This window comes from Streptomyces sp. NBC_01241 (assembly GCF_041435435.1).
Lineage (GTDB): Bacteria > Actinomycetota > Actinomycetes > Streptomycetales > Streptomycetaceae > Streptomyces.
Genome location: NZ_CP108494.1, coordinates 4,316,717 through 4,335,903 on the forward strand (window position 1 = coordinate 4,316,717; position 19,187 = coordinate 4,335,903).

At 67.4% G+C, this 19,187-nt stretch carries 16 protein-coding genes and 2 pseudogenes; 10 read left to right on the forward strand and 8 right to left on the reverse strand.

Going from position 1 to position 19,187, the window contains the following annotated elements; translation table 11 throughout:
• Positions 1-105 precede the first annotated feature (105 nt).
• The 3 genes from OG306_RS19170 to OG306_RS19180 all read right to left on the reverse strand — a co-directional run bounded on the left by OG306_RS19170 (position 106) and on the right by OG306_RS19180 (position 3,359).
• Positions 106-1,383, reverse strand: a complete 1,278-nt coding sequence (locus OG306_RS19170) for an MFS transporter (RefSeq protein ID WP_371665522.1) — start codon at positions 1,381-1,383, stop codon at positions 106-108.
• A 124-nt stretch (positions 1,384-1,507) separates the two neighbouring features.
• The gene (locus tag OG306_RS19175) at positions 1,508-2,590 is read right to left on the reverse strand and encodes an inositol-3-phosphate synthase (RefSeq protein ID WP_266747331.1); all 1,083 of its coding nucleotides are present in this window, start codon (positions 2,588-2,590) and stop codon (positions 1,508-1,510) included.
• Between the two features lie 61 nt (positions 2,591-2,651).
• Complete coding sequence (locus OG306_RS19180; protein ID WP_266747332.1) at positions 2,652-3,359, reverse strand: PadR family transcriptional regulator; 708 nt, start codon at positions 3,357-3,359, stop codon at positions 2,652-2,654.
• 389 nt (positions 3,360-3,748) lie between these two features.
• Here OG306_RS19180 and OG306_RS19185 point away from each other — a divergent pair, with 389 nt between their 5' ends.
• Entirely contained in the window at positions 3,749-6,475 is a 2,727-nt protein-coding gene (locus OG306_RS19185; RefSeq protein ID WP_327349543.1) for a transglycosylase domain-containing protein, read from the forward strand.
• Positions 6,476-6,586: 111 nt separating this feature from the next.
• Positions 6,587-8,080: a glycosyltransferase family 87 protein gene (locus tag OG306_RS19190; protein ID WP_266747334.1), complete on the forward strand. Its 1,494-nt coding sequence runs from the start codon at positions 6,587-6,589 to the stop codon at positions 8,078-8,080.
• A gap of 57 nt (positions 8,081-8,137) precedes the next feature.
• On the opposite strand, the gene OG306_RS19195 is transcribed toward OG306_RS19190, so the two are convergent.
• The 3 genes from OG306_RS19195 to OG306_RS19205 form a co-directional block, all read right to left on the reverse strand.
• Positions 8,138-9,169, reverse strand: coding sequence for an alanine racemase (locus tag OG306_RS19195; protein ID WP_093895066.1), 1,032 nt, complete (start codon positions 9,167-9,169; stop codon positions 8,138-8,140).
• Positions 9,170-9,273: 104 nt separating this feature from the next.
• Positions 9,274-10,392: a lipid II:glycine glycyltransferase FemX gene (locus OG306_RS19200; protein ID WP_266747335.1), complete on the reverse strand. Its 1,119-nt coding sequence runs from the start codon at positions 10,390-10,392 to the stop codon at positions 9,274-9,276.
• 207 nt (positions 10,393-10,599) lie between these two features.
• A complete protein-coding gene (locus OG306_RS19205) occupies positions 10,600-10,920 on the reverse strand; it encodes a hypothetical protein (RefSeq protein ID WP_266747336.1) in 321 nt (106 codons plus the stop codon).
• 278 nt (positions 10,921-11,198) lie between these two features.
• On the opposite strand from OG306_RS19205, the gene rpsF reads away from it, so the two are divergent.
• The 4 genes from rpsF (at position 11,199) to rplI (ending at position 12,911) form a co-directional block, all read left to right on the forward strand.
• Positions 11,199-11,489 (forward strand): 30S ribosomal protein S6, encoded by a 291-nt coding sequence (gene rpsF / locus OG306_RS19210; RefSeq protein ID WP_015609864.1) that lies wholly within the window; start codon positions 11,199-11,201, stop codon positions 11,487-11,489.
• 74 nt (positions 11,490-11,563) lie between these two features.
• Positions 11,564-12,166 carry a single-stranded DNA-binding protein gene (locus OG306_RS19215; RefSeq protein WP_266747337.1) on the forward strand — a complete coding sequence of 201 codons (603 nt, stop codon included), beginning with the start codon at positions 11,564-11,566 and terminating at the stop codon, positions 12,164-12,166.
• Between the two features lie 43 nt (positions 12,167-12,209).
• Entirely contained in the window at positions 12,210-12,446 is a 237-nt protein-coding gene (gene rpsR / locus OG306_RS19220; protein WP_003967857.1) for a 30S ribosomal protein S18, read from the forward strand.
• Positions 12,447-12,464: 18 nt separating this feature from the next.
• Complete coding sequence (gene rplI / locus OG306_RS19225; protein ID WP_266747338.1) at positions 12,465-12,911, forward strand: 50S ribosomal protein L9; 447 nt, start codon at positions 12,465-12,467, stop codon at positions 12,909-12,911.
• A gap of 94 nt (positions 12,912-13,005) precedes the next feature.
• On the opposite strand, the gene OG306_RS19230 is transcribed toward rplI, so the two are convergent.
• Positions 13,006-14,343 carry an MATE family efflux transporter gene (locus OG306_RS19230; RefSeq protein ID WP_266747339.1) on the reverse strand — a complete coding sequence of 446 codons (1,338 nt, stop codon included), beginning with the start codon at positions 14,341-14,343 and terminating at the stop codon, positions 13,006-13,008.
• 477 nt (positions 14,344-14,820) lie between these two features.
• Between OG306_RS19230 and dnaB the strand changes: the two genes are divergently transcribed.
• Both dnaB and OG306_RS19240 read left to right on the forward strand, forming a co-directional pair.
• Positions 14,821-16,281: a replicative DNA helicase gene (gene dnaB, locus OG306_RS19235; protein ID WP_266752307.1), complete on the forward strand. Its 1,461-nt coding sequence runs from the start codon at positions 14,821-14,823 to the stop codon at positions 16,279-16,281.
• 225 nt (positions 16,282-16,506) lie between these two features.
• Positions 16,507-16,689, forward strand: a pseudogene (locus OG306_RS19240) (hypothetical protein); the annotation flags it as partial.
• A 222-nt stretch (positions 16,690-16,911) separates the two neighbouring features.
• Here the strand turns inward: OG306_RS19240 and OG306_RS19245 are convergent.
• A pseudogene (locus tag OG306_RS19245) lies at positions 16,912-17,040 on the reverse strand (IS3 family transposase); the annotation flags it as partial.
• A 294-nt stretch (positions 17,041-17,334) separates the two neighbouring features.
• Between OG306_RS19245 and OG306_RS19250 the strand changes: the two are divergent.
• Both OG306_RS19250 and OG306_RS19255 read left to right on the forward strand, forming a co-directional pair.
• A complete protein-coding gene (locus OG306_RS19250) occupies positions 17,335-17,847 on the forward strand; it encodes a SigE family RNA polymerase sigma factor (protein ID WP_371665523.1) in 513 nt (170 codons plus the stop codon).
• Between the two features lie 41 nt (positions 17,848-17,888).
• Positions 17,889-19,163: a hypothetical protein gene (locus OG306_RS19255; protein ID WP_266747341.1), complete on the forward strand. Its 1,275-nt coding sequence runs from the start codon at positions 17,889-17,891 to the stop codon at positions 19,161-19,163.
• Positions 19,164-19,187 lie beyond the last annotated feature (24 nt).

Consider the following 19,187-nt stretch of genomic DNA (forward strand, 5'->3'; position numbering starts at 1 on the left):
GGAGATCGGAAACGGGTGCGGTCATGTTTCACGTGAAACATGACCGCACCCGTTTCGGTGGGGGCGCTGTTTCACGTGAAACAGCGCCCCTCGCCACAGCGCTTCTCACGTATGCCGGAGCGCCCTCTCGGTGCGGCTCCACCGGAACAGCGGCACGGCGACGACCGCATAGAGCACGGCCACTCCGATCACCACTGCGAACGACTGCCCGTCAGAAGGCAGCATCAGGGCGGAGACCGCGGCAGCGCCCACGAACGCCACGTTGTACAGCACGTCGTAGAGGGAGAAGACCCGGCCGCGGAAGGCGTCGTCCACCGAGGTCTGCACCACCGTGTCCGTCGCGATCTTCGCCCCCTGAGTGATGAGTCCGAGGACGAATGCCGCGACGAGTATCGGCGCGGGAACGAACCACAGCCCCAGCGCGGGTTCGAGGACGGCGGCCGCTGCCGCGCACACCGCCATCCAGCGGAACCGCCCGAGCCATCCCACCGCCCACGGTGTCACCACGGCCGCCGCGAAGAAGCCCGCACCCGATATCCCCACAGCCAACGCGAGGAGGGCCAGGCCTTCGGATTCGCTGTCGGACCAGGCATACCGGCACAGCATCAGCACCATCACGGTCAGTGCCCCGTAGCAGAAGCGGATCACGGTCATGGCGGCCAGCGCGCGGGTGGCCTGCTTTCGCTCCGCCAGATGGCGCAGCCCGTCGGCGAGCCCCCGAGCTGTAATGGCCAGAGCCTTCCGCAGCCGGATGCGGCTCCCGTCCTGATCCGGTCCGAGGAGTCCGGTGGCCAGACTCAGGGAGGCCAGTGCCGAAGCGAGGTAGAGCGCCGCGCTCAGCAGCACCACCGCAGCGTCGGAGTCGGCGAGCAGCAGCCGCACGATGAACGCGAGGCCGCCACCGGCCGTGGCGGCGAGCGTGCCCGCGGTCGGCGAGAGCGAGTTGGCCAACACCAGCCGGTCGCTGTCGACGACACGCGGCAGCGCGGCCGAGAGCCCGGCCAGCACAAAGCGGTTGACCGCGGTGACGCACAGCGCCGAGACGTAAAAGAGCCAGTCGGGTGCGGCGCCGAGGATCAGGAATGCGGTGCAGCAGGCGAGTGCGGCGCGCAGCAGGTTGCCGTACAGAAAGACCTGCCGGCGTGGCCAGCGGTCCAGCAGGACGCCGGCGAAGGGGCCGATGAGCGAGTACGGAAGGAGCAGCACGGCCATGGCGGAGGCGATGGCCCCCGCCGATGCCTGTTTCTCGGGGGAGAAGACGACATGCGCCGCCAGTGCGACCTGGTAGACGCCGTCCGCCGACTGGGAGAGAAGCCGTACGGCGAGCAGGCGACGGAAGTTCCGAAGGCGCAGGAGTACGCGCAGATCACCGACGACTGGCATGTGATCAAGGGTCACATACGTTGAGGGTCCCCGGGTGGATGACCCGGGGACCCTCAACGGTGCGGAAAGGAAGGAGCGTTGCCGCTCGTCACCGAGCCGCGTCGACGCGCCGTGTCCGGTCGCGTCAGTCGGTGACCTCGCCCTTGATGAACTTCTCGACGTTCTCGCGGGCCTCGTCGTCGAAGTACTGGACCGGCGGGGACTTCATGAAGTACGAGGACGCAGAGAGGATCGGGCCACCGATGCCGCGGTCCTTGGCGATCTTCGCGGCGCGGACGGCGTCGATGATGACACCGGCGGAGTTCGGGGAGTCCCACACCTCGAGCTTGTACTCCAGGTTCAGCGGAACGTCACCGAAGGCACGGCCCTCGAGGCGCACGTAGGCCCACTTGCGGTCGTCCAGCCAGGCCACGTAGTCCGACGGACCGATGTGGACGTTGTCCGCACCGAGCTCGCGGTCACGGATCTGGGAGGTGACGGCCTGCGTCTTGGAGATCTTCTTGGACTCCAGGCGCTCACGCTCGAGCATGTTCTTGAAGTCCATGTTGCCGCCGACGTTCAGCTGCATCGTGCGGTCCAGGATGACGCCCCGGTCCTCGAAGAGCTTCGCCATCACGCGGTGCGTGATGGTGGCGCCGACCTGCGACTTGATGTCGTCGCCGACGATCGGGACACCGGCCTCGGTGAACTTGTCCGCCCACTCCTTGGTGCCGGCGATGAAGACCGGGAGAGCGTTGACGAACGCGACCTTGGCGTCGATGGCGCACTGCGCGTAGAACTTCGCGGCGACCTCGGACCCGACGGGCAGGTAGCAGACGAGGACGTCGACCTTACGGTCCTTCAGGATCTGGACGACGTCGACCGGGGCCTCGGTCGACTCCTCGATGGTCTCGCGGTAGTACTTGCCCAGGCCGTCGTGGGTGTGGCCGCGCTGGACGGTGACGCCGGTGCTGGGAACGTCGGCGATCTTGATGGTGTTGTTCTCGCTCGCACCGATGGCGTCCGCGAGGTCGAGGCCGACCTTCTTCGCGTCGACGTCGAAGGCGGCGACGAACTCGACGTCCCGCACGTGGTAGTCGCCGAACTGGACGTGCATCAGGCCGGGCACCTTGCCGGCCGGATCGGCGTCCTTGTAGTACTCGACGCCCTGGACCAGCGAGGCGGCGCAGTTGCCCACGCCGACGATGGCTACGCGAACCGAACCCATTCCGGTTGCTCCCTGTGTGTAATGGATGTTCCCGATGAAGTCCCGCGGATCTGCGGGGACCTCACTTTGAGGTGTCGTCGGACGGATCCGGCAGGGTGTCACCCCGGTGCCGGGGCAGGCCGCCCGTCTCTCCTGCTGTGTTCTGCTGAGCTTCGCCCCCGGGCGAGGACCGTCGCTGATCCCGTCCCGACCGCTCGCTCTCGATGAGCTCGTTCAGCCAGCGCACTTCGCGCTCCACGGACTCCATGCCGTGCCGCTGCAGCTCAAGTGTGTAGTCGTCGAGACGCTCGCGGGTGCGGGCCAGAGAGGCCCGCATCTTCTCCAGGCGCTCCTCCAGCCGGCTGCGCCGGCCTTCCAGCACCCGCATCCGCACCTCGTGCTCCGTCTGCCCGAAGAAGGCGAAACGGGCTGCGAAGTGCTCGTCCTCCCAGGAGTCGGGGCCGGTGTGCGAAAGCAGCTCCTCGAAGTGCTCCTTACCTTCCGCCGTCAGCCGGTAGACGATCTTGGCGCGGCGCCCGGCCAGTGAGGAGGCGGGGGCGACCGCACGGCCGGCGGCGGGCGGAAGGACGGCCGGGGCTGTTCCCGGCTCCTCGATCAACCAGCCGTTGGCGACCAGCGTCTTGAGGCAGGGATAGAGGGTGCCGTAGCTGAAGGCGCGGAAGATCCCCAGCGACGTGTTGAGGCGTTTGCGCAACTCGTACCCGTGCATCGGGGACTCGCGGAGCAGACCGAGAACAGCGAATTCGAGGATGCCGGAGCGTCTGCTCAACTTCGCCTCCTCCTTCTCCGAGTGCTCTCGCAGAGCCCTGTGCCGAGCTGATGTACCGAGCTGATGTATCGACTCGATACATCATGACGATAGATCGGTCGTCGCCCTGGGACAAGAGGGGGCTTCGTGAACGGCGTCACATCGCGAATTCATAGGCACCGACTTGCGTTGTTTGGGGTGAAGTTCGGCCCTAGGAGGGTTTTGACCGTGCGTAGTCTGTGCGGCATGCAGACCACCGGGAACCGCGAGACGGCCGCGCGCGTCAGTCTTCGCGGACCAGTCGGAGGTACTGCGGATGAGCCTGTCGCAGGGCTGGGCCGTCATTCGGGGGGACCGGATCTCAGCCGCCGCTTCCAGGCGTTCTTGCCTGCCCGAGGAGTAGTCGTTCCATGAGCGAGCACCGTCGCAAATCGCCCCAACCGCAAGGTGGCGGGCGGGCAGCGGCCAGACGAGCCGCCCAGCAGTCCTCCGGACGCCGAGCCGCCCCGTCACGCGGAGTAAGTTCCGAGTCACCGTCCGAGTCGCCCTCCGGTTCGCGGGGCGGGGACAGCCCGTACGGCGGGCGTGCGGCGGCCAGACGGGCCGCCCAGCGCGGCGGCCGTGACGGCGGCGGTGGTGGAGGTGGCGGTCGTCGTCGCGGTGGTGGCGGTGACAGCGGATACGAGGGCCCGGGACGGGGGCGTGGCCGCGGTGGCCAGGGTCCCGTCAAGAAGCGCTTCATCGACTACCCGCGCGCCGGGAAGTACGGCGCGCGGCGCTGGGTGCCGTCCTGGAAGCTCGTCTCCAGCCTTTGCATCGGCTTCCTCGGCCTGCTCATGGGCCTGGCCGGCATCGCGTACGCGATGGTCACCACGCCCAAGGTGAACGAAACCGCGAAAGCGCAGAACAACGTCTATTTCTGGGACAACGGCAAGCAGATGGTCGCCACGGGCGGTGAGGTCAACCGTCAGATCATCGGGTACGCGCAGATCCCTGAAGCCATGCGGAACGCGGTCATCTCGGCCGAGAACAAGTCCTTCGAGCACGACAGGGGCATCGACCCCATGGGCATCGCCCGTGCTCTGTACAACATGGCGACCGGCGGCCAGACCCAGGGTGGATCGACGATCACCCAGCAGTACGTGAAGAACTCCTACTTGTCCCAGGACCAGACCCTGAGCCGGAAGTTCCAGGAAATCTTCATCACGCTCAAGGTCACCAACGAGAAGGACAAGAACGGGATCATCACCGACTACCTCAACATCTCGTACTACGGACGAGGTGCGTGGGGGATCCAGGCGGCGGCCCGTACGTACTACGACAAGGACGCCACAGAACTGAACCCGAGCGAGTGTGCGTTCCTGGCCACGCTGCTCAAGGGCGCCACCTACTATGATCCGGCGGGCGCTGCCGAGGTCGATTCCAAGCAGGCCACCGCGGCGAAGAACACCGTACGGGCCAAGAAGCGGTGGAAGTGGATCCTCGACGAAGAGGTCAAGGACAAGCGCCTCTCGCAGGCGGAGCGCGACAAGTACACCGAGTTCCCGATGCCCAAGCCGCCGAGGAAGAACGCCCAGCTGGGCGGCCAGACCGGATATTTGGTCGACCTCGCCAAGACGTACGCCATCAGCAACGTCAAGGGCATGACGGCGGAAAAGCTCGCCCAGGGCGGCTACGAGATCCACACCACCTTCAACCACAAGAAGGTCGACGAGCTCAACGCCGCGGTCAAGAAGGTCTACGACAGCAAGATCAAGCCGAAGGAACGTCCCGACACGGACACACACGTCGAGTTCGGCGGCGGGTCGGTGAATCCCAAGACCGGTGCCATCGAGGCGATCTACGGTGGTCAGGACGCGACCAAGCACTACACCAACAACGCCAACCCCACCGGTGCGCAGGTCGGCTCGACCTTCAAGCCGTTCGTGCTGGCGGCAGCGATGGAGTACGGCAGACGCGACCCCTTGAAGGGGGAGGACCAGGGTCTGTCGGACCGCGAGAAGGTCTCGCCACTGAGCATCTACAACGCCAACGACAAGTTGAAGATCAAGAAGTACAACGGCGAGATCTGGGTCAACGAGAAGGGCAAGGAGTGGCTGCAGACCAACGACGGCCATGAGTCGAGGGGCAACATCACCCTTCGCGAGGCGATGCAGCACTCCGCCAACTCCCCGTACGTACAACTCGGCATGGACGTCGGCACCGACAAGGTGAAGGACGTCGCCATTGCCGCCGGGCTCAAGGACGACGACACCATGGCGGATTCACACGTACCGTCGTTCTCCATCGGTACGTCCTCGGCGAGTGCGATCCGTATGGCCGGTGCGTATGCGACCTTCGCCGCCAGCGGTCAGCAGCGCGAGCCCTACTCGGTCACCGAGGTGAAGTACAAGGGTGAAGCCATCTACCGGCACAAGGACGTCACCAAGCGCGCTTTCGATGCCAATATCGCCGACAACGTCACCGACGTCCTGAAGAACGTCGTCGAGCACGGAACCGGTACCCCCGCGCAGCTTCCCGGCCGCGACGTAGCGGGCAAGACGGGTACGACGGACGGCAACAGGTCGGCCTGGTTCGTCGGCTACACCCCGCAGCTGTCGACGGCCATCAGCATGTACCGGCTGGACGACGACGAGAAGAACAAGGACCGCGAGTTCGAGAAGATGTACGGCACGGGTGGCGAGAAGCAGATCCACGGTGCCTCGTTCCCGGCCCAGGTCTGGCACGACTACATGGCGGACGCGATGAAGGGGCAGCCGATTGTGACGTTCCCGGAGCCGCAGCCGATCGGTGACAAGGTCTACGGCGGCGGTGCGCAGAGCCCCAAGCCCACGCCCACCGCCGTGGAGTCGCCCTCGCCGTCCGCCTCGCCGTCCGAGTCGCCCTCGATGACCCCGTCCCCGCCCGCTCCCGACCCCAGCGAAACCTGTCGCCCATGGGACAGGAACTGCCAGGACAGCAACGGCGGGACCAGTACCGGCGCTGCGAACGGCGGAGACGTCGGCGGTCCCAGCACCGACCCGTCGACGTCCGCCTCCCCACCGGACGGCGGAAATGGCAACGGAAATGGCAACGGCAACGGGAACGGCAACGGCAGCGGGAACAATGGCGGGATCTTCGGAGGTCCGGGCGGCTGACGCCCGTCCGCCCGCAGAGACCGGCGACCCGGTCCGGTCATGAGGGCCGCCGCACCACACGGTGCGGCGGCCCTCGTCGTTCCCGCTGCCCCGTACGGCAGGATGAGCGGCATGCCAAGCGCAGAAGAGACGAGTGTGCACGAGGAACGGCCCGTCGTACGGCCCACGCACCAGGACGAGATCGCCGAGGCCGGCAGCGAGCTGATCGGCGGGCGGTCGGGGCGCTGGACACGGCTCGGCAGCACGGCACTCACGCCCGTGGGCGTCATCGCTCTGGTGGCCCTCGGGATGTTCGTGCTGGGCATGGTGCAGAAGCTGCCCTGCTACAACTGGGCGTGGTTCAGGGGCGCCGGCTCGCAGTACACGCACGCCTGCTACTCGGACATTCCGCATCTCTACGTGGCACGTGGCTTCTCCGAGGGCCTCGTACCGTACTTCGACCGGCTGCCCGGCGACATGCAGTACCTGGAGTACCCCGTTCTGACGGGCGTGTTCATGCAGATCGCGTCCTGGCTGACGCCGGGCGGATCCATTCAGCACCGTGAGCAGATGTACTGGATGGTCAACGCGGGCATGCTGATGATCTGCGCCGTGATCATCGCCGTCTGTGTTGCCCGTACGCACCGGCGCCGCCCCTGGGACGGGCTGCTCGTCGCCCTCGCGCCGGCCTTCGCGCTCACTGCGACGATCAACTGGGACCTGCTGGCCGTCGCGCTGACGGCCGCGGCGGTGCTCATGTGGGCCCGGGGACGGGCAGTGGCGTTCGGCATCCTCATCGGGCTCGCCACGGCTGCCAAGCTCTATCCCGTGCTGCTGCTGGGGCCGCTCTTCGTGCTGTGCTGGCGGGCGGGCAAATGGCGGGAGCTCGGCCTGGCGGCGCTCGGGACGGCGGCGTCCTGGCTGGTGGTGAACCTGCCCGTGATGGCCTTCGCGCCCGAGGGGTGGAACAAGTTCTACACGTTCAGTGAGGAACGGGGCATCGACTTCGGTTCCTTCTGGCTGATCATCACCCAGCGCACCGGCAACACGATCGAAGTCTCGACCGTCAACGACCTGTCGATCCTGCTGATGCTCGTGCTGTGCGCGGCCATCGGCGCGCTGACGCTGATGGCGCCGCGCAGGCCGCGCTTCGCACAGCTGGCCTTTCTCGTCGTCGCCGCGTTCATCCTCGTCAACAAGGTCTACTCGCCGCAGTATGTGCTGTGGCTGATCCCCCTCGCCGCCCTTGCGAGGCCGCGCTGGCGAGACTTCCTGATCTGGCAGGCGTGCGAGGTCATGTACTTCCTGGGCATCTGGATGTACCTCGCGTACACGACGAGCGGGGACAAACACCAGGGGCTCCCCGTGGACGGATACCAGCTGGCGATCATCCTGCATCTGCTGGGCACGCTGTACCTATGCGCCGTCGTCGTACGCGACATCCTCATGCCGGAGCGGGACGTCGTGCGACGCGACGGGTCGGACGATCCGTCCGGCGGGGTGCTCGACGGCGCTCGGGACGTGTTCGTACTGCGGCGGGCGGCGCATCCGCCACGCCATGCCGTGCCCGCCGTGGAGGGGCCGCGGGTGGACTGGGGCGAGGCCCACGGTCCGGTCGCGGACTGAGACGGGGCGCTCTCCGGAGTCCCGGACAGCGCCCCTGCATGATCCGAACGAGCGGCCTTAGCGGTCGACGAGGCGGTCGAACTGGGTGGTCGTGTGGCGCAGGTGGGCCACCAGCTCGTCGCCCACCTTCGGTTCCTGCGCGTCCGAGGGAACGAACAGGATCGACACCTGCATGTGCGGCGGTTCGGCGAACCAGCGCTGCTTGCCCGCCCAGACGAACGGGGACAGGTTGCGGTTGACGGTGGCCAGGCCCGCGCGGGCGACACCCTTGGCGCGCGGCATCACGCCGTGCAGGGCCTTCGGGGCCTCCAGGCCCACACCGTGCGACGTCCCGCCCGCGACGACCACCAGCCAGCCGTCCGAGGCGGCCTTCTGCTGGCGGTAGCCGAAACGGTCGCCCTTGACGACGCGTGTGACGTCCAGAACGGCGCCGCGGTACTCCGTCGCCTCGTGGTCGCCGAGCCACAGCCGGGTACCGATGCGGGCGCGGAAACGGGTCTGCGGGAACTGCTGCTGGAGCCGGCCCAGCTCCTCGGCGCGCAGATGGCTGACGAACATGGTGTGCAGCGGCAGCCGGGCCGCGCGCAGCCGGTCCATCCAGCCGATGACCTCCTCGACCGCGTCCGAGCCGTCCGTACGGTCCAGCGGCAGATGGAGGGCGAAGCCTTCGAGGCGTACGTCCTCGATGGCGGCGTGCAGCTGCCCCAGTTCCTCCTCCTTGACCCCGTGGCGCTTCATCGAGCTCATGCACTCGATGACGACCCGCGCGCCCACCAGGGCGTGCACACCGTCCACGGAGGAGACGGACCGGATGACCCGGTCGGGCAGCGGCACCGGCTCCTCGCCCCGGCGGAACGGGGTGAGGACCAGCAGATCGCCGCTGAACCAGTCCTTGATGCGGGCCGCCTCATAGGTGGTGCCGACGGCGAGCATGTCGGAGCCGAAGCGGATGGCCTCGTCGGCGAGGCGCTCGTGACCGAAGCCGTATCCGTTGCCCTTGCAGACCGGGACGAGGCCGGGGAACTGGTCGAGGACGGATTTCTGGTGCGCCCGCCAGCGCGCGGTGTCGACGTAGAGGGAGAGCGCCATGGCCGGTCCGGAACCCTTCTGGTGGCTGCGGTGTGTGGGAGGTGTACGGAGTCGAAGTCCCATTGAAACCAATGAAGCAGGTTTCGTCAGTGGGACGACGCGTATCAGCGGCGCGACATGTAGATGTCGAGCGCCTTGTGCAGCAGCTTGTTGAGCGGGAAGTCCCACTCGCCGAGGTACTCGGCAGCCTGCCCGCCGGTGCCGACCTTGAACTGGATCAGGCCGAAAAGGTGGTCGGTCTCGTCGAGTGAGTCGGAGATGCCGCGCAGGTCGTAGACGGTGGCCCCCATGGCGTACGCGTCGCGCAGCATCCGCCACTGCATCGCGTTCGAGGGCCTGACCTCGCGCTTGTGGTTGGCGGACGCGCCGTACGAGTACCAGACGTGCCCACCGACGATCAGCATGGTCGCGGCCGCGACGTTCTCGTCCTCGTGCCGGGCGAAGTACAGCCGCATCCGGTTGGGGTCCTCGTTGTTGAGGGCCGTCCACATGCGTTCGAAGTAGCCCAGCGGACGCGGCCGGAAGTGGTCGCGTTCCGCCGTGATCTCGTACAGCCGCTGCCACTCGGCGAGCTCCGCGTAGCTGCCCTGGACGACCTCGACGCCGGCCTTCTCGGCCTTCTTGATGTTGCGTCGCCACAGCTGGTTGAAGCCCTTGTGGACGTCTTCGAGCGACCGGTTCGCCAGCGGTACCTGGAAGACGTAGCGGGGCTGTACGTCACCGAAACCGGCGCCGCCGTCCTCGCCCTGCTGCCAGCCCATCTTCCGCAGCCGGTCCGCGACTTCGAAGGCACGCGGCTCGATGTGGGTGGCCTCTACGTCGCGCAGCCGCTTCACGTCCGGGTCCTGGATGCCCGACTTGATGGCGGCCGCGTCCCAGCGACGGATGATGACCGGCGGGCCCATCTTCACGGAGAAGGCGCCCTGCTGCTTGAGATGCGCCAGCATCGGCTGCAGCCAGTCGCTCAGGTTCGGGGCGTACCAGTTGATGACCGGGCCCTCGGGCAGATAGGCCAGATAGCGCTTGATCTTGGGCAACTGCCGGTAGAGCACCAGGCCGGCGCCAACGAGCTGTCCGTTCTTGTCGAACCAGCCCAGGCTCTCCGAGCGCCACTCGGCCTTCACGTCCGCCCATGCCGGAACCTGCATGTGACTCGCCGCAGGCAGATTCTGGATGTAAGCCAGATGCTGCTCTCGGCTGATGGTCCTCAGGGTCAGGCTCATGCGGGGCGCTCCTCGGCAGGTGTGTCCCCATCGGTCAGGGGCTCCGGCTCTCGCGCCGAAGCCTACTGTGACCGGGGAGCGCCCCGTCTGGCCCTATGGGGCCTTGCCGGTCCGGCCTGGACGGGAAGGGACGGACAGGCAAGGCCCCGTCCCTTCCGGGCGCCGGGCCTCGCGGTACCGGCTGTATCCGGTTGTGTCCGTCTCGGATCAACCCACCACGCCGCCGAAGAGGCCGCCGTGGGCCATGCCCAGGAAGAACCCGATGGCGGACGCGCCCATGCCGATGATCAGGGGGAACCGTTCCCGTGTGGTCACCGAGATGTACTGCCCGTACGCACCCGTCAGGATTCCGACGAGTCCGGCCCACGAACTGACCAGATGCAGGTTGTGGAACATCGCCGTCACGAAGGCGAGCGCCCCGAGGAGAAGCGTCACCGCGACCAGGATTGTCTGGAGCGGATGGGGCCTGCCGTCCGTGGCGAGAAGAGAAACCCGGGGACGGGGACGGGATCGTGTGACCTGTGCCATGGAGACCTCCTGGGCCGGAAGGTGGCGCGATGTGGCGCCACTCACACCCGATGTGTCCAGATTGCGTCTCTTGGGCACCGGATTTCAACCGGAAGCCGGTGTGCGGGTACTCTGTATGGTCTGCACCGGTGTCTGCCCAGGCCAGCATGTCAGCCCCCTCTCGATGGAGGGTGTTGTCAGTGGCGGCTGTTTTACTCGGAGACATCGATGCTTACGCATCACGACCCTCCTGCCACGGAACGACCGTGGCCGCTGAGTCCAAAGGAGGTGGGTTCCACATGCGTCACTACGAGGTGATGGTCATCCTCGACCCCGATCTCGAGGAGCGCGCTGTCTCCCCGCTGATCGAGAACTTCCTCTCCGTCGTCCGTGAGGGCAACGGAAAGGTTGAGAAGGTCGACACCTGGGGCCGTCGTCGTCTCGCTTACGAGATCAAGAAGAAGCCCGAGGGCATCTACTCGGTCATCGACCTGCAGGCCGAGCCTGCGGTCGTCAAGGAGCTCGACCGCCAGATGAACCTGAACGAGTCGGTCCTCCGGACCAAGGTCCTCCGTCCCGAGATCCACTGAGCATCTAGCTCAGCGGTCATCGGGTTCGAGTAGCAGCAAGCAGCCAGAAGCAATCCCCGCCGAGAGGTTCACCCATGGCAGGCGAGACCGTCATCACGGTCGTCGGCAATCTCGTCGACGACCCCGAGCTGCGCTTCACCCCGTCCGGTGCGGCGGTCGCGAAGTTCCGTGTCGCGTCCACTCCCCGCATCTTCGACCGGCAGACCAATGAGTGGAAGGACGGCGAAGGCCTGTTCCTCACCTGCTCGGTCTGGCGGCAGGCGGCGGAGAACGTCGCCGAGTCGCTCCAGCGAGGCATGCGCGTTGTCGTGCAGGGCCGGTTGAAGCAGCGGTCCTACGAGGACCGCGAGGGCGTCAAGCGCACGGTCTACGAGCTGGATGTCGAGGAAGTCGGCCCCAGCCTCAAGAACGCCACGGCCAAGGTCACCAAGACCACCGGTCGCGGTGGTCAGGGCGGCCAGGGTGGATACGGCGGTGGCCAGCAGGGCGGCGGCAACTGGGGCGGCGGTCCCGGTGGCGGTGGCCAGCAGGGTGGCGGCGGCGCTCCCGCCGACGACCCGTGGGCCACGAGCGCGCCGTCCGGCGGTCAGCAGGGCGGGGGCCAGCAAGGTGGAGCCGGTTGGGGCGGAAGCTCCGGCGGTTCCGGCGGCGGCTACTCGGACGAGCCTCCCTTCTAGGGCGGCTCGTACCCCCACTTCTTGATCACACAGGAGAAACACCATGGCGAAGCCGCCTGTGCGCAAGCCTAAGAAGAAGGTCTGCGCGTTCTGCAAGGACAAGACCCAGTACGTGGACTACAAGGACACGAACATGCTGCGGAAGTTCATTTCCGACCGCGGCAAGATCCGTGCCCGCCGCGTGACCGGCAACTGCACGCAGCACCAGCGTGACGTCGCCACGGCAGTCAAGAACAGCCGTGAGATGGCGCTGCTGCCCTACACGTCCACCGCGCGATAAGGGAAGGGTGACCGAATCATGAAGATCATCCTCACCCACGAGGTCTCCGGCCTCGGTGCTGCGGGCGACGTCGTCGACGTCAAGGACGGGTACGCCCGTAACTACCTGGTTCCGCGGGGCTTTGCCATCCGCTGGACCAAGGGTGGCGAGAAGGACGTGGCGCAGATCCGCCGCGCCCGCAAGATCCACGAGATCGCCACGATCGAGCAGGCCAACGAGATCAAGACCAAGCTCGAGGCCGTGAAGGTCCGTCTGGCCGTTCGCTCCGGCGACGCCGGCCGTCTCTTCGGCTCCGTGACCCCGGCCGACATCGCCTCGGCGATCAAGGCTGCCGGTGGCCCCGACGTCGACAAGCGTCGCGTCGAGCTCGGCTCGCCGATCAAGACGCTCGGCGGACACCAGGTGTCCGTGCGTCTGCACCCCGAGGTCGCTGCTCAGCTCGGCATCGAGGTCGTTGCTGCCTGATTAAGGGCACAGCTCACCAGAGCAGGTGAAGGGCCGTACCCCGCGGGGTACGGCCCTTCACTGTTTCACGTGAAACGGGGCGTCGCCCGGTGGCTCAGCGGGTGGCGCCGGTGACGATCCACCGGCCCGACCGGGTGCGCAGCCAGAGTGTGGCCATGCGGACGGTCATCATCAGGGCCATCGCCCACCACAGTGCGGTCAGGCCGCCGCCGAATACCGGCACCAGCAGAGCCACGGGGGCGAAGGCAGCCAGCGTGACGAGCATGGCCCAGGCCAGATACCGCCCGTCTCCGGCACCCATCAGTACCCCGTCCAGGACGAAGACCACGCCCGCGATCGGCTGGGACAGTGCCACCACCAGCAATGCCGGGAGCAGTGTGTCCTGTACGGAGCGGTCGCTGGTGAACAGGGGGACGAACAGTGGCCGGGCAAGGACGATCAGTGCCCCGAACACCACTCCGGAAGCCATGCCCCACTGCACCATGCGGCGGCATGCCTCGCGTGCACCCTTGGCGTCCTCGGCCCCCAGATAGCGGCCGATGATGGCCTGCCCCGCGATGGCGATGGCGTCGAGCGCGAAGGCCATCAGGCTCCAGAGCGAGAGGATGATCTGGTGCGCGGCGATCTCGGTGTCACCGAGTCGGGCGGCGACCGCTGTGGCGATCAACAGGACGGCGCGGAGCGACAGCGTACGGACCAGCAGCGGAACGCCCGCCTGGGCGCTGGCTCTGATGCCTGCGGCGTCGGGACGAAGCGAGGCGCCGTGCCGGCGCGCCCCTCGCACCACCACGATCAGGTAGGCGGCGGCCATGGAGACCTGTGCGATCACGGTGCCCCAGGCCGACCCGGCGATGCCGAGGCCGGCGCCGTAGACGAGTCCCGCGTTGAGGGCTCCGTTGGCTGCGAAACCTCCGACGGCGACATAGAGCGGGGTTCTGGTGTCCTGCAGTCCGCGGAGTACGCCGGTCGCTGCCATCACGATGAGCATGGCCGGTATGCCGAGGCTGGAGATCCTGAGATACGTGGTGGCGTAAGGGGCCGCGGTGTCGGAGGCGCCGAAGATGTCCACGAGCCAGGGTGCTGCGGGGAGCGTGAGGGCGATGACGACGATGCCGAGCAGGAGGGCAAGCCAGATGCCGTCCATGCCCTGGCGGATCGCGGAGGCCAGATCGCCCGCACCGACCCGTCGCGCCACTGCCGCGGTGGTGGCGTACGCGAGAAAGACGAAGACGCTGACGGCGGTGGTCAGCAGGGCGGCGGCGACGGCCAGACCGGCCAGCTGCGGTGTGCCGAGATGGCCGACGATGGCGCTGTCGACCATCACGAAGAGCGGCTCGGCGACGAGTGCGCCGAAGGCAGGGACGGCGAGCGAGATGATCTCGCGGTCGTGCCGTCGGCGGCTGGGCGGAGAGGTTGCCGGGGCCTGGATCATGGGGGTCAATCTAATCTTCCACAGGTAATGGATGCAATGGCTATGCAGCCCTTACATTTACTCACGGTCGGCGTTCTCTCGTGTGCTGTTTGTCGTGATCTTGTGCCGACTTGAAAAGTTTTTCTCCCCCACAGCCCGTGGATGGAGAAAGCCCAGGTCAGGGCCCTGCTGGTCAGGGTGCTATGAGTTTGTCCACAGTGCTGTCCCCCGCTCCGTGCACAGGTTCCGCGGGGTTCTCCACAGCATCTGGTCGGTCGTCCACATGCCCTGTGGATAACCAGATTGGCTGACGGTGCTGAGCGGCCTACCGTGGTCCGGCGCCCGCACCCCGTTCCGGCCCTGGAACCCCGCAGAACTCGACGCACCGGAACCGGAGTCGGGCGTCTTGTTTGTCGGTGCTGTGCCGTAAGAAAGAGTGGCATGGCGAGGTCCGCGGAGCGGACGGGAGGAGGCGGCCCGGTGAGCATTCCCGAGCCTTTGGACGACCCCTGGGCCGACACCGGTCCCAGCGACCGTCTGCCCGTCACCCGCCAGCGCCGTGGCGAACGCGGGGACCGCGCGGAACAGCACGAACGCGGCCGGGAGAGCGGCGGATGGGAGGGCGGCTCCCCCGGTTTCGAGCGGGTGCCGCCCCAGGACCTCGATGCCGAACAGTCGGTCCTCGGCGGCATGCTGCTGTCCAAGGACGCCATCGCCGATGTCGTGGAGATCATCAAGGGGCACGACTTCTACCGCCCCGCCCACGAGACCGTCTACCAGGCGATCCTCGACCTCTACGCCAAGGGCGAGCCGGCCGACCCGATCACCGTGGCCGCCGAGCTGGTCAAGCGCGGTGAGATCACCAAGGTGGGCGGAGCTCCGTATCTGCACACCCTCGTCCAGTCCGTGCCGACCGCGGCCAACGCCTCGTACTACGCGGAGATCGTCCACGAACGCGCCGTCCTGAGACGGCTCGTCGAAGCCGGGACGAAGATCACGCAGATGGGATACGCGGCCGACGGCGATGTCGACGACATCGTGAACTCCGCGCAGGCCGAGATCTACGCCGTCACCGAGCAGCGCACCAGTGAGGACTACCTGCCGCTCGGCGACATCATGGAGGGCGCTCTCGACGAGATCGAGGCGATCGGTTCGCGCAGCGGCGAGATGACCGGGGTGCCGACCGGCTTCACCGACCTCGACGCCCTGACGAACGGCCTGCACCCGGGCCAGATGGTCGTTATCGCGGCCCGCCCGGCCATGGGTAAGTCCACGCTGGCGCTGGACTTCGCACGGGCCTGTTCGATCAAGAGCAACCTGCCCAGCGTGATCTTCTCCCTCGAAATGGGCCGCAATGAGATCGCGATGCGACTGCTCTCGGCCGAGGCGCGGGTGGCGCTGCACCACATGCGTTCCGGCACCATGACCGACGAGGACTGGACGCGGCTGGCCCGCCGGATGCCGGATGTCTCGGCCGCCCCCCTCTACATCGACGACTCCCCGAACCTCTCCATGATGGAGATCCGGGCGAAGTGCCGTCGCCTCAAGCAGCGCAACGACCTCAAGCTCGTGGTCATCGACTATCTGCAGCTGATGCAGTCCGGCGGCTCGAAGCGCGCCGAGAGCCGCCAGCAGGAGGTCTCGGACATGTCCCGAAACCTCAAGCTGCTCGCGAAGGAACTGCAGCTCCCGGTCATCGCGCTCTCCCAGCTGAACCGTGGCCCCGAGCAGCGCACGGACAAGAAGCCCATGGTCTCCGACCTGCGTGAGTCCGGATCCATCGAGCAGGACGCCGACATGGTGATCCTGCTGCACCGCGAGGACGCCTACGAGAAGGAGTCCCCCCGCGCCGGCGAGGCCGACCTGATCGTGGCCAAGCACCGTAACGGCCCGACGGCGACGATCACCGTGGCCTTCCAGGGCCACTACTCGCGCTTCGTGGACATGGCACAGACCTGAGCGCGGCCCCAGCTGTGGGGTCTCGCGATCCGTGGCGGAATCTTGTGGATTCAGGCGGATGCCCGGCGGATCGCGAGAAGCCCCAGGTCAGAAACTCGGGCTGGTCCGGTCGACGTGAGGAACCGTCATCATCGCGAGACGGCGGATGTCCGCCACGGCCTGAGACAGCGGACAACGTTCCTGTTCAGGGCCTCGGCGTCCGCCATCGGCGGCGAGACCCTACAGCTCGTGCACCGGCTCAGCCACCGTCCCGAAGTGTCGCCACGGTCGAGGTGCCGACTGCTGCTGACCGTCAGGACCGGCGAGCAGATCCGGGACCTGCTCGACGTCCTCCCCGACACCTTCGACAAGCTCCCGGAGACCTTGGACGTGGCGTCCAAGAAGGACATCGTCAGCCAGCTGGAGTGAATCGTTCCGGGTTCGATCGAGACTCCAGGTTCTGACTGTGCCCTGGGGTTTCGCGGTAGTAGCTGGTCTCGTATTCGGCGGGCGGGATGTGCCCTCTCTCACCGTGGAGTCGGCGGTGGCAGTACCAGTCGGAGCGGTGGCGGCGAAGCCGCGGTCCACGAGGTCCGGGGCTCGTTTCACGCTCGCGTCCGGCACCGTGGTGACCACCTGTTTGCCGCGGACCGTGCCTGCCGGCCCGAGCTTGCGCATGAGCCGCTCGACGGTGCACCGGGCCACCGTGTGGCCCTGCCGGTGCAGCTCGCGCCAGACCTTCCTCGCCCCCGTGGACACGAAAGTTGGCCTGATGGACACCGCTGATCAGCTCCTTGAGTGCGGCGTCGCAGCTGCCGGGCCGAGGGCCTGGCCAGGCGCTTCCCGGCCGCGTAATACGTGAAGGGGGCGATCTTGCAGGCGTGCTCGGTAAAGACCCCGCAGATCTCAAAAGCGGTCTGAGCGCTGGAGGGGACCGGCACCTCGGTGGTCGGGGGCTGCGGGAACTACTCGCCGATGAGTTCGCGGAGAGAGGAAGCAACTCGGGTGAAACATCCCGCCGCCCCCACCGCATCTAAATGGTGTAGGCGACTAGCCAAGGGGGGAGGGCGGCGGATGAGACGGTCCCAGGAGAGCGCCTTCCGGGAGTTCGCGGCGGTCCGCATGGGGCATCTGTTCCGTTCGGCGTGCCTGTTGACCAGCGGCGACACCTATCTCGCCGAGGATCTGGTGCAGGAGACGCTGGGGCGGATGTATGTGGTGTGGGGTAGGTCGTCGAAGCTCGGCAATCCGGCGGCGTACGCGCAGACCGTTCTTGTGCGTGTCTTTCTGGCGCACCAGCGGCGGCGTTCGGCGGGAGAGCGGCCGAGCGACGAGATTCCCGAGGTCTCGGAGACGGCCGCGCAGGGTGACGCCTCGCTGCGGCTCATGCTCCTGGACGCGCTGCGGAAGCTGCCGGCGAAGGACCGGGCGGTGGTCGTGCTGCGGTACTGGGAGGACCGGTCCGTCACGGAGACTGCGGACGTCCTCAACGTCAGCTCCGCAGCCGTACGCACCCGCAGCACCCGTGCGCTCGCCCGGCTGAGGGTGCAACTGGGCGGCAGCATCGGAGAGTTCGCCGCGCACTGATCAGCCCGACTGACTATGACGAGAAATGGTGGTGGTTTGGCATGTCTGGAACGCAGGAGGACCTGGACGCGTTCGAAGGCGGGCTCGGTGACGCGCTACGCCGCACCGGGGAGGTCTTCTCCGTGGAGGGGCGCCCGCTGGTGGACGGCGGCGTCGTGCGCGGCCGGCGGGGGTTGCGGCGCAGGCGGGTCGCGGCCGTGACGGGCAGTGTCGCGGCGCTCGCCGTTGTGGGGTTCGGGGCGTCGTACACCACGGGGGCGTTCGGCGGCGGCTCGGGGCAGGGTGGGGCGGGCGTGGCCGCGCAGCCGAAGGTACAGGAGACCGGCCCTTCGACGAAGTCGTCGCCCGGCAAGGGGCCGCAGCTCTCGGCGCAGCAGGTGATCGAGAGGTTGGAGGGGCTGCTGCCGGAGGGGAAGGTCAGCGGGCGGGCAGGGCGCGGTACGGCCGACCGGTTCGGGCCATCGGCGCAGCTCGTCTTCGACGATGGCGAGGGCAAAGCTGCGATCGGCGTGAGCGTCGGCGCCATCGACCCGGACGGCACGGAGGCGGAGCAACAGCTCGAATGCCCCGACAAGACCTTCGTGCCGTACGACTCCTGCCGGAACGAGACGCTTGCCGACGGTTCGCGCCTGATGGTGTTGCGCGGGTACGAATACCCTGACAAGCGCGTGGACACCAAGTGGTGGCACGCCTATCTCGTGACCCCCGACGGATACACGGTCGATGCCAGCGAGTGGAACGCGCCCGCAGAGAAGGGCGCCGCCGTTTCACGGGCCGAGCCCCCGCTCACTGTTGCGCAGTTGAAGGGACTCGTCACCTCCGACGAGTGGCGGCCCGTGATGAACGCTCTGGGAAAGGCGGCCCCGGAGCCGGTACAGCAGCCGCCGGCTCAGGGGCAGGACGGCCGGGCGATCCTGAGAAAGCTCAAGTCGCTGCTGCCCGTGTCCGCGAAGGTAGCCTCCGAGCGCGGTGACGACGGATACGCGTACGTCGTCGTGAATGACGGCAAGGGCGCGAGCCTGGTGCAGATCAACGTGCAGCCGAACATGTCGGACGTGGAGGGGGAGCTGTTCGGGGCCGGGGCGGAGGTGCTGCCGGACGGGACGAAGGTCGTCACGCAGCAGGGCCCGGGCGAGAAGGGCGGCGTGGGCGTGGTGATGTGGACCGCCGACACCATCCGTACGGACGGCCTCCGGGTCGTGGTGTCCGCGTTCAACTCCGGGTCCCAGAACGCGAAGGCCACACGGCAGGCACCCGCGCTGACCATGCAGCAGCTGAAGTCGATCGCTACGAGCGGGAAGTGGGCTGGAAAGTAGGACCGTGGGCAACGCGCCTGCTTG

Bases quoted from the DNA above. Each gene is read 5' to 3' on its own strand.
- OG306_RS19170 (WP_371665522.1), bottom strand. From the start codon at position 1,383: ATGCCAGTCGTCGGTGATCTGCGCGTACTCCTGCGCCTTCGGAACTTC.
- OG306_RS19175 (WP_266747331.1), bottom strand. From the start codon at position 2,590: ATGGGTTCGGTTCGCGTAGCCATCGTCGGCGTGGGCAACTGCGCCGCC.
- OG306_RS19185 (WP_327349543.1), top strand. From the start codon at position 3,749: ATGAGCGAGCACCGTCGCAAATCGCCCCAACCGCAAGGTGGCGGGCGG.
- OG306_RS19190 (WP_266747334.1), top strand. From the start codon at position 6,587: ATGCCAAGCGCAGAAGAGACGAGTGTGCACGAGGAACGGCCCGTCGTA.
- OG306_RS19195 (WP_093895066.1), bottom strand. From the start codon at position 9,169: ATGGCGCTCTCCCTCTACGTCGACACCGCGCGCTGGCGGGCGCACCAG.
- OG306_RS19200 (WP_266747335.1), bottom strand. From the start codon at position 10,392: ATGAGCCTGACCCTGAGGACCATCAGCCGAGAGCAGCATCTGGCTTAC.
- OG306_RS19205 (WP_266747336.1), bottom strand. From the start codon at position 10,920: ATGGCACAGGTCACACGATCCCGTCCCCGTCCCCGGGTTTCTCTTCTC.
- rpsF (WP_015609864.1), top strand. From the start codon at position 11,199: ATGCGTCACTACGAGGTGATGGTCATCCTCGACCCCGATCTCGAGGAG.
- OG306_RS19215 (WP_266747337.1), top strand. From the start codon at position 11,564: ATGGCAGGCGAGACCGTCATCACGGTCGTCGGCAATCTCGTCGACGAC.
- rpsR (WP_003967857.1), top strand. From the start codon at position 12,210: ATGGCGAAGCCGCCTGTGCGCAAGCCTAAGAAGAAGGTCTGCGCGTTC.
- rplI (WP_266747338.1), top strand. From the start codon at position 12,465: ATGAAGATCATCCTCACCCACGAGGTCTCCGGCCTCGGTGCTGCGGGC.
- OG306_RS19230 (WP_266747339.1), bottom strand. From the start codon at position 14,343: ATGATCCAGGCCCCGGCAACCTCTCCGCCCAGCCGCCGACGGCACGAC.
- OG306_RS19250 (WP_371665523.1), top strand. From the start codon at position 17,335: ATGAGACGGTCCCAGGAGAGCGCCTTCCGGGAGTTCGCGGCGGTCCGC.
- OG306_RS19255 (WP_266747341.1), top strand. From the start codon at position 17,889: ATGTCTGGAACGCAGGAGGACCTGGACGCGTTCGAAGGCGGGCTCGGT.